8 protein-coding genes and 1 pseudogene are annotated in these 8,748 nt (G+C 61.8%); 7 read left to right on the top strand and 2 right to left on the bottom strand.

Translation table 11 applies throughout. The features are described from left to right. Window positions 1–537: pseudogene (locus HMPREF2890_RS06930) on the bottom strand (class I SAM-dependent DNA methyltransferase); the annotation flags it as partial. Continuing rightward, window positions 534–1,145: a master DNA invertase Mpi family serine-type recombinase gene (locus HMPREF2890_RS06935; protein ID WP_070466989.1), complete on the bottom strand. Its 612-nt coding sequence runs from the start codon at window positions 1,143–1,145 to the stop codon at window positions 534–536. The gene HMPREF2890_RS06935 and the pseudogene HMPREF2890_RS06930, both read right to left, overlap by 4 nt. A 136-nt stretch (window positions 1,146–1,281) precedes the next feature. Here HMPREF2890_RS06935 and HMPREF2890_RS09110 point away from each other — a divergent pair, with 136 nt between their 5' ends. The 7 genes from HMPREF2890_RS09110 to HMPREF2890_RS06965 all read left to right on the top strand — a co-directional run bounded on the left by HMPREF2890_RS09110 (window position 1,282) and on the right by HMPREF2890_RS06965 (window position 8,705). After that, the gene (locus HMPREF2890_RS09110; RefSeq protein WP_168160433.1) at window positions 1,282–1,419 is read left to right on the top strand and encodes a hypothetical protein; all 138 of its coding nucleotides are present in this window, start codon (window positions 1,282–1,284) and stop codon (window positions 1,417–1,419) included. Between the two features lie 1,191 nt (window positions 1,420–2,610). Continuing rightward, window positions 2,611–3,030, top strand: a complete 420-nt coding sequence (gene tsaE / locus HMPREF2890_RS06940; protein ID WP_070466991.1) for a tRNA (adenosine(37)-N6)-threonylcarbamoyltransferase complex ATPase subunit type 1 TsaE — start codon at window positions 2,611–2,613, stop codon at window positions 3,028–3,030. A gap of 8 nt (window positions 3,031–3,038) precedes the next feature. After that, complete coding sequence (locus HMPREF2890_RS06945; protein ID WP_070466993.1) at window positions 3,039–3,278, top strand: Imm17 family immunity protein; 240 nt, start codon at window positions 3,039–3,041, stop codon at window positions 3,276–3,278. Between the two features lie 9 nt (window positions 3,279–3,287). Further along, window positions 3,288–5,372, top strand: coding sequence for a tetratricopeptide repeat protein (locus HMPREF2890_RS06950; protein ID WP_148130716.1), 2,085 nt, complete (start codon window positions 3,288–3,290; stop codon window positions 5,370–5,372). After that, a complete protein-coding gene (locus HMPREF2890_RS06955) occupies window positions 5,359–6,324 on the top strand; it encodes a hypothetical protein (RefSeq protein ID WP_070467006.1) in 966 nt (321 codons plus the stop codon). Before HMPREF2890_RS06950 ends, HMPREF2890_RS06955 begins: the two co-directional genes overlap by 14 nt. Further along, the gene (locus HMPREF2890_RS06960; protein ID WP_246825348.1) at window positions 6,321–7,934 is read left to right on the top strand and encodes a YifB family Mg chelatase-like AAA ATPase; all 1,614 of its coding nucleotides are present in this window, start codon (window positions 6,321–6,323) and stop codon (window positions 7,932–7,934) included. Before HMPREF2890_RS06955 ends, HMPREF2890_RS06960 begins: the two co-directional genes overlap by 4 nt. 15 nt (window positions 7,935–7,949) lie before the next feature. Beyond that, window positions 7,950–8,705, top strand: coding sequence for a shikimate dehydrogenase family protein (locus HMPREF2890_RS06965; RefSeq protein WP_070467008.1), 756 nt, complete (start codon window positions 7,950–7,952; stop codon window positions 8,703–8,705). Window positions 8,706–8,748 lie beyond the last annotated feature (43 nt).

Below are 8,748 nucleotides of genomic sequence, written 5' to 3' on the forward strand. Positions count from 1 at the left end.
AAAATCCTCCCAATACTGGGCACCCCACCTTTGCATGGCATACCACTCATATCGTATTCCTGTTTCAGCTTTGTTTCTCTTTGACAATTGCTCTTTATATCTTGTCATGTGCTGATAGACGGAAGGATACTGCTCTTGGAATGCCTTTTCTGCTTTCTCAGATGCCCCAATGATTGAAGCATCAAATTGGTAAGGGAAATGCCAAGGAATGAATATTAGCCATAGTCCTGCCCAGTCATATCCGTAGCGCTTGATGTCCCGGCCACGCAATATGGGTCGTATGAGGGCTTCCGTGCGCCGGCGCTCGTCCTCGGCCTGGCAATTGGCGAGGATCTCGTTTCGCTTCTCGGTGTCGATGATAAAGGCCTCGTTGTAGCCGGTCTTGATACCGTAGTTGATCTGGATGTCCCAGTCCTTAAGCGGGGTGCCGACTGCCTCGATCTTCTCCTTGATGCGCTGCTCGATGGGGGTGAGGATGACCCAGGGGGCGGAGGTGAAGGCGGAGGGTGTCGCATGTTGCTCCACAAAAAGGCTCATTTTTCGAAGGAGATGACCTCCCTGATGTAGCGGGAGAGGGTGTTGCGGTCGCACTTACAGATCTTGGCGATCTTTCTCACAGAGATCTGCTCCTCGAGGAGCCCCTTGATCAGTTGCTTCTTGCGGTAGAGGGGGTGCTTCTCCGGCGCGGTCTTGCTGCCCCTGGGTCGTCCGAGGATCACGCCCTCGGCTCTCTTCCTTGCGAGGGCCTCCTTGGTGCGCTGGCTGATCAGGTTGCGCTCGATCTCGGCGCTGAGACCAAAGGCAAAGGCGAGGACCTTGCTCTGTATGTCGTCCCCTAAGCGGTAGTTGTCCTTGATCGTCCAGACGCGGCACTCCTTCGTCATACATATATTGAGGATCTCCATGATCATGAAGAGGTTGCGCCCGAGGCGAGACAGCTCGCTACAGATGATGATATCATCACGCGTGACCTTACGAAGGAGGTCTCCAAGCTGCCGCTTGGTGTAGGCTTTGGTGCCGCTGATGGTCTCCTCGATCCAGTCATCGACCAAGAGTCCGTTTCTCTTACAGAAGTTGTTGATCTCAAAGCGCTGGTTCTCTACCGTCTGCTTGTCGCTGCTGACCCTGATGTATCCGTACGTCATATCTAAGTGTGAGTTTGTGGTCCAACCTCTTGTGGAGATCAGGCCGGGATAAGTGAGTCGCAAATGTAAGTGCATACCGGCAGGAGGTTGATCGAGAAGTGTAGATTTGAGGAGAAACAAACCAATACAATAGCATATGGAATTTAAGAGACTTGGGCTCACTTCGGCAGCACCGAGTGACTTTACACTGGAGGTACTCAAGCAGCGCCATGCCGGCACTCTAGACAGAGTTTACCACCTGATCAACCTCCGGGGTATAGATTTGAGTGCCTAACGCCTGAGTAGTGATGAAATAGGAAAGGATGCGAATATACCACCTCCCCGCCCTCCACTATCTCTCACGGTCTCCCACAGACTCCTCTCTACAAGTAGTGTAGACATCTCTACCTTTTTCCCGCCACCCCGCCAATCCGCCTGCCCCCTCTCCCAGGGTTGACGCATTTGATCCTTACAGCCATGGAGAAAGCACCCCCTCCGGGGTGCGTTGCGACTTGTCCGACTTGTCCCATAAACATCCCGTCACCTAATACCGATATTAGAATTCTCTAATACCGATATTAGCGATCACTAATACCGGTAAAAGAATTCTCTAATATCGGTATTAGTGAACGCCCCTATCCGTCAGGGGTCGCTGGAAAGGGGGATTTCTGCTCGGCGACCCGCCAGAAGTTGAGGGGGTAGGAGCGGGGCTCGGCACATCGGTCACCGCTTCGCGGATGACCGATGCCTTTGGAGCGAGCACCCTTCGGGTGCCTCATGGTTCGTTCAACTCGGGCATAGCGCCCCGGAGGATCTACCGCCCAGGGGGGGGTAACGCATTTGAGCTTTACAGAGGAGATCTGAGGTGCGAGACTCCTCTCCTAATGCACACGCCTGCCGATCCCGCAGGGGCGAAGTCCCGGAGGGATCACCGTTCTTTAGCCCGGATGTCGAGGGGCGAAGCCCCGAAGACTCCGGGTTACCGGCGATATGCCTTATATATACGACCCCGTCAGGGTGTCGCACTCCACGGGCAAGCTTGATAGTGCGACACCCTTGCGGGGTCGTGGAGCATTTTTTCCACCGAGACATCCCGGGGTCTTCGTCGGGGCATGCGCCCCTCCTTGACACCCGGGCTAAACAGCGTGCACCCCTGCCGGGGTGCCTCGTTCCCCACCCTTCATAATGAGTTGATGGGCTTCTGTGCTGCTCAGATGCGTCACCCCTGATCTACCGCCCGGGAGAGGAGGGAGAATAGGGGAGACCTTTGCATAATACCCCATCTGCGGCGTCACATTCGAGATTCGGGCTTGGTCATGTGCGTAAGCACACTCCCTTCGCCTTCGCCCTCACTCTCAGCTCCTTGCATCTGGGGCATTCTGCAAAGTCCCTGCCGAAAAAGCGGTGCTTTTTCGGCGAAAGACCATTTTGCAAAGGTCTTTAGGGGGGAAATGGCTACTTTTGTGGGAAGAGATTGTGACCACTTATGAAGTACGATATCACCTATACACTCGACCAACTCCCCGAGGTGGCTAAGGAGCTACTGGAGAACTTTGGCGACCACCGCGTCTGGGCCTTTGATGCGCCTATGGGAGCGGGCAAGACGACGCTCATCGATGAGATCTGCAAGCTCCTCCGGATACAGGAGGTGACCAGCAGCCCCACCTTTGCGATCGTCAATGAGTACCACACCGCCGACGACAGTGTCATCTACCACATCGACTGCTACCGGCTCGACGACCTGGCGGGCGCCTACCGCATCGGCCTTGAGGAGTACATCGACAGTGGCGAGTACTGCTTCATCGAGTGGCCCGAGGTGGTCACGCCGCTCCTCGACGAGGAGGCGCTCACGCTCCACATTGAGATCATCGACGACGGGCAGGCGCGCCGCCTCACCATCGACTGAGAGCCCCGATGACCGCCAGGCTGCTGATAGAGCTCTCGGTGGTGGGGATGTTTGTCCTCCCCGGGCTGCTGGCTCTCTGGGTCGGCATCGCCGACAGAGAGTGGTTTTTCTCCAGTCCGCAGGCGCAGATCTGGCTCCGTGCCCTGGGGCGAAAGGGTAGCCGCATCGCCACCATCATCATCGGGCTGCTCCTCCTCGCCTGCAGCCTCCTCTTCTACATCGATCCCCTCCACGTCATGAAGTCCTAAGCCCTGCCTATGAGACACCCCTTCTCCCCCTCGGAAAACGAGATGACCGACTACAACGCACCCCGGGGCAGACAGCTCATCGAGGATATCCTGAGCGGTCACTACGCCCGGGTCTTTGAGATGCTTGACGGGACGCCCCAGGGCGAGAGCGCCCGGCTCAGAGAGCTGACAGAGACCTATCGGCTCCTCTGCGACTACTATGCCAAGGGGGCCGAGGATCCCTCCCGCGACGAGATACTCCGCAAGATCGGGCGAGAGCTGCGTATGCTGATACGCGAGGCGTGGGATGTAGAGAGGTTTCTGCCCCAGAGCTGCATAGATGCCAGGCGACGTCTCGGGGAGGGGTACGACCTGGCGGCGGACCTGGCGCACCCCCTGAGGAGGCAGGAGCCGGGCTACTTCGACCGACTGGACCGGCTCTTTGACTACCTCTGGGCGACCAACCGGCTGACGGAGGCGGACTGCGAGGCGATACGGCGCTCTACCGACAGGGTGGAGCGACATATACTGCTCTCGGGGCTCGCCGTGGGGCTGTGCGAGGAGTATGACCCCGCCAAGCTGACCCTCCTCATCGAGGTGCTGGAGGATCGCGAGCCGGCGGATGTGGCGATCGCCCTGCCGGCCTTGCTAATCGGCGGGCGACGGCATCAGAGGGAGATCCTGCACTTCTACCCCGACCTGGCGGAGCGGGGGATCGCCGCCCTGCGGCGGCTACGGGAGGAGCTCCATATGGCGGTGGAGGTACTCCTCGACAGCTACACGACGGAGCGCAATGACCGGATCTTCACCGAGGAGGTGCTGCCCAAGCTGCAGGGCCTCGGGGAGCACCTGCGCGGCATGCCGGGGGCGACGATGGAGGATCAGGTGCAAAACTTCTACCACAGCCTCGACGAGCAGCGGGACGATGAGATAGAGGGACTCCTCGCCGACGCGATGGGACGGCTGGGGGATATGCAGAAGGACCGCTTCGACATGGAGTACTCGTCGGCGAAAAACCTTAAGGGCTTCCCCTTCTTCAGCAGCGCTGCCCACTGGTTTTACCCCTACATCCCCACCCACCCCGACCTGATCGAGGGCAATGTGAGGATGCTGACCAACTGGGGCAAGGCACTCTTCGGCGGGCGGCGCCTGATCTCCTCCGACCGCTACTCCTTCTCCCTCATACCCGGGCTGGACCGGATGATCCCGCCGATGGACCTGCCGGAAGGGGTCTCCCTCGGGGAGAGCGAACCGATGACGCTGCGGGAGCAGATGAGGGACTTCCTCTTCGGGGCCTACCGCTTCTACACGCTCTACAGCGATGCGGGCGACTTCATCAGCCCCTTCAGGGGCGATCCTTTCGTCCTCGATGGACCCTTCACCCGTGCGGCAGACCTCTATACCGAGGAGCAGCTCTGCGACCTCGCCCTGCGGGTGGCGCACGACGGTCACTACGGCTGGGCGGGGCGGCTCTACGAGCGGTCACAGCGAGACTATGGGAGCCACTCCGGAGAGGTGTGGCGCGGCATAGCGGTGGTCTATATGATGGACGAGAGGGACGAGGAGGCCCTCCACGCCCTGGAGGAGGCGATCCGCGAGGAGGGCATACGAAGCAGTACGGCGGAGAAGGTCGCCTCACTCTTGGTGAAGCTGGGTCGGAAGAGCGATGCCATCGACTTCATCCGCAAGGCGGAGGATCAGGTGGAGGGCCCGGGAAGGGTCCGACTGGTGGCGGAGCGTGTCCGGCTGCTGAGAGAGCGGGGAGAGCCGGAGGAGACACTCCAGGCGGCCTATAAGGCGGACTTCCTCGCTGACGGGGAGGATAAGGAGATCTCCGAGACCCTCTGTACCCTCCTCCTCGAGACGGGCCGGGCGGAGGAGGCGGCCAAGCGCGCCCACTCCTCCTCGCTCCCACTCTACGAGGGGGTCGCACTCCTCGCAACAGGAGAGCGGACCGAGGGCATCGCCCTTCTCCGTGAGGCACTCCATGCAGAGCCCACCAACGCTCCCCGCCTCGAGGCACTCCTGACACTCCTGGCCAAGTACGACATCCCCGACCGGGAGCGCGCACTGATCTACGACACCATCATCCTACCATCTTATGAGGCAAAGTAAGCCCACTCTCCTTCTCCTCGCCACCCTGCTGCTGATCCTCGTCGGCTGCAGCCGCAAGGATCAGGCCGGCAGCCCCCTCGCCGTCGACCTCCGTCCCGGTACGCAGCCGGCACTGCTCTACACCTACGGCACGACCGCCATCAGGATCGACACGATCGATGGGAAGTATAAGGCGCACTTCGACCGCGACACCCTTGACTTCCTCGTGCTCACCGACACCACCGGACTGATAGAGACGGTTCTGATCCCCGACACCACCAAGCTGCGGTACCGCCCCGGCAAGATCGAGGGAGCGCGCTACGCTGATGAACTGATGGAGTGGCAGCGACTGATCGCCGAGGCGGGCGACAGCATCACGCCCGACCTGAGGGACTTCTACGGGCGGATGACCGGCCGTCGGCTCAGCCTCTTCTACGCCCTCGACGGGCTGCGGCGCTTCCCCGATCAGGAGCCATCACTCCTCAGGGGACTGATCTCCACGGCGCAGTACAGCCACACCGACCTCCTGACTGCCCTCGGGCTGAGTCGCAAGACCTCCTTCAGCCACTTCCCCGACCGCTTTGGCCGGGAGGAGCGAGAGACAAAGGCCTTCATCAAGCCGGATCACTTCATGGCGGTGCTGGCCCTACGCGAGAGCGATATGGACAGCACGCTGCTCCGCCCCTTCTACCACACCGCCGACAGCCTCGGCGTCAAGAGTCTCCTCCTGCTGATCGGGCAGGGGGAGGCAGCGCCCTTCCTCCCCTCGTCCGGTCGCCGGACCCGCTTCGTCGGCGACAGCATCGGCGAGGCATCGACGATCGCCACCACGCTCGGGGCGGAGAGGCTCCCCGCCTACTTCGTCGTCGACACGCTGATGAGCGTCATCGATCGCCCCTCGGACCTCACCGAACTGACCCGGTACATCGTCGCCCACGACACCATCCCACTGAAGAAGAGTAAGAGAAAATGATCGAGCTATCGGACGACCTCAGCTACCCCGGCGAGGGGGCTGAGGAGAGAGATCCCTCCCACGCCCTTGCCAAGATCTACGGTCAGGCGGTCAATGGGCTCTCTGCCACCACGATCACCATCGAGGCACAGTGCCAGGACGGGGTACGATACACGCTCGTCGGACTGCCCGATACGGCGGTCAAGGAGAGCCGGGAGCGGGTAGAGGCGGCGCTGCTGGAGTCCGGCATCAGCTGGAAGCGGCGGCGCTACATCATCAATATGTCCCCCGCCGACATACGCAAGGAGGGCGCCGCCTACGACCTGCCGCTCGCCATCGTCCTCGCCGGGCTGATGTGCCCCCTTGACCTATCCCCTCTGGTGCGCGTGGTGGTGATGGGCGAGCTCTCCCTCGATGGTCGGATACAGCCGATCCACGGCATCCTCCCGATGGCGATCAATGCAGTGCGGGATGGCTTCCGCGCCATCATCGTCCCGAGGGCCAATGCGCGGGAGGCGGCAGTGGTCGATGGGCTGACCGTCTATGCCGCCGACACGCTCACGCAGGTGCTCGCCTTCGTCTCCGGCACCGGGACGCTCGAAGTGGTGAGCGACCACACCACGGAGGCAGACTTCGTCACCTCGATAGAGAGTATGCTCGACTTTGCGGACGTGAAGGGGCAAGAGGAGGTGCGGCGCGCCATGGAGGTGGCTGCGGCAGGCAATCACAATATCCTCATGGTGGGGGCGCCCGGCAGCGGTAAGTCGATGATGGCGAAGCGGCTCCCGGCGATCCTCCCGCCGCTCACCAAGGAGGAGGCGATCGAGACGACGATGATCCACTCCGTCGCCGGCGTGCTGCCCCCCGACAGCGGACTGATGACCCGCCGCCCCTTCCGCTCCCCCCACCACACCACCTCCGGGGTCGCCTTGGTCGGTGGAGGCACCTACCCCAAGCCGGGCGAGATCTCGCTGGCGCACAATGGGGTGCTCTTCCTTGACGAGCTGCCGGAATTTTCCCGCCACGTGCTGGAGGTGCTGCGGCAGCCGCTCGAGGACAGGATCGTCACCGTCTCGCGAGCCCGAGGCACGATCACCTTCCCCGCCTCCTTCATGCTCGTGGCATCGATGAATCCCTGCCCCTGCGGCAACTACAATAATCCTGCAAAGGACTGCACCTGCCTCCCCGGGCAGATCTCCGCCTACCTCGGGCATCTCTCCGGGCCCCTCCTCGACCGCATCGACATACAGGTGGAGATCGTGCCGGTCCCCTTTGAGGCGCTCTCATCGAGAGAGCCGGGCGAGTCGAGCGCCGTGATCCGCGAGCGGGTGCTTCGGGCGCGCGCCATACAGGCGGCACGCTACAGGGATATCCCCGGCATCTACACCAATGCCCAGATGACTCCCGCCCTGATGAAGGAGTACATTCACATCGACTCCGCCGGGCGCGAACTCCTCCGCCGCGCCATGGACCACTACGGGCTCTCAGCGCGTGCCTACGACCGGATCCTCAAGGTGTCGCGCACCATTGCCGACCTGGAGGGATCGCCTGAGGTGCTGACCCACCACATCGGTGAGGCGGTCAACTACCGCAAGCTCGACCGCAGCAGCTGGGGCGAGGTAAAGTCGTAATCGCTCCTCGGTGTGATGAAGAGAGTCTACCGCCTCGGCCTCCTCGGACGTGACATAGGCTACAGCCGGTCTCCGGAGCTCTTCGCAGAGATCTTCCGGCGAGAGGGGCTCGACGGCTCCACCTACCGGCTCATCGACCGCCCGGAGGTGGGTCCCTTTTTCATAGAAGTTCGCAGTACCACCCACTGGGACGGTTTCAACGTCACCACACCCTACAAGACCACCGTCATCCCCTACCTCGACCGGCTCGACCCGCTGTCAACAACTGTGGGAGCGGTCAATTGTGTCACCTGCCGGGAGGGGATCCTCACCGGCTACAATACCGATGTGGAGGGCTTTGCCGCCTCGCTCAGGGAAGAGGTGGGGGAAGGGACTCTCCCCGGCTCTGCGCTGATCCTCGGCAGCGGCGGTGCCTCAAGGGCTGTCGGGGTGGCACTCGAGCAGCTGGGCATCCCCTCCGAGACGGTATCGAGGAGCCGGGGACTCACCTACGAGGAGCTGACCCCGGAGCGGCTCGCCCGCACGCCGCTGATCGTCCATGCCACGCCGCTCGGCAGCGCCAAGTACCCCGGTGCCAAGCCCCCCCTGCCCTACGACGCTCTCCACCCCGGGCAGCTGCTCATCGACCTCACCTACGAGCCGGAGGTGACCCCCTTCCTCAAGGAGGGACTGGCGCACGGCTGCCGCACCGCCAATGGTCTCACCATGCTTCGCGCTCAGGCGGAGGCAGCCTGGCACCACTTCCGAGACAGGCGCATCAGCGAGCCGTAACCCTCTTCTAAGAAGACCTTTGCAAAATGGTCTTTCGCTGAAA

Source organism: Porphyromonas sp. HMSC065F10 (assembly GCF_001808555.1).
In the GTDB taxonomy this organism is placed as follows: Bacteria; Bacteroidota; Bacteroidia; order Bacteroidales; family Porphyromonadaceae; genus Porphyromonas_A.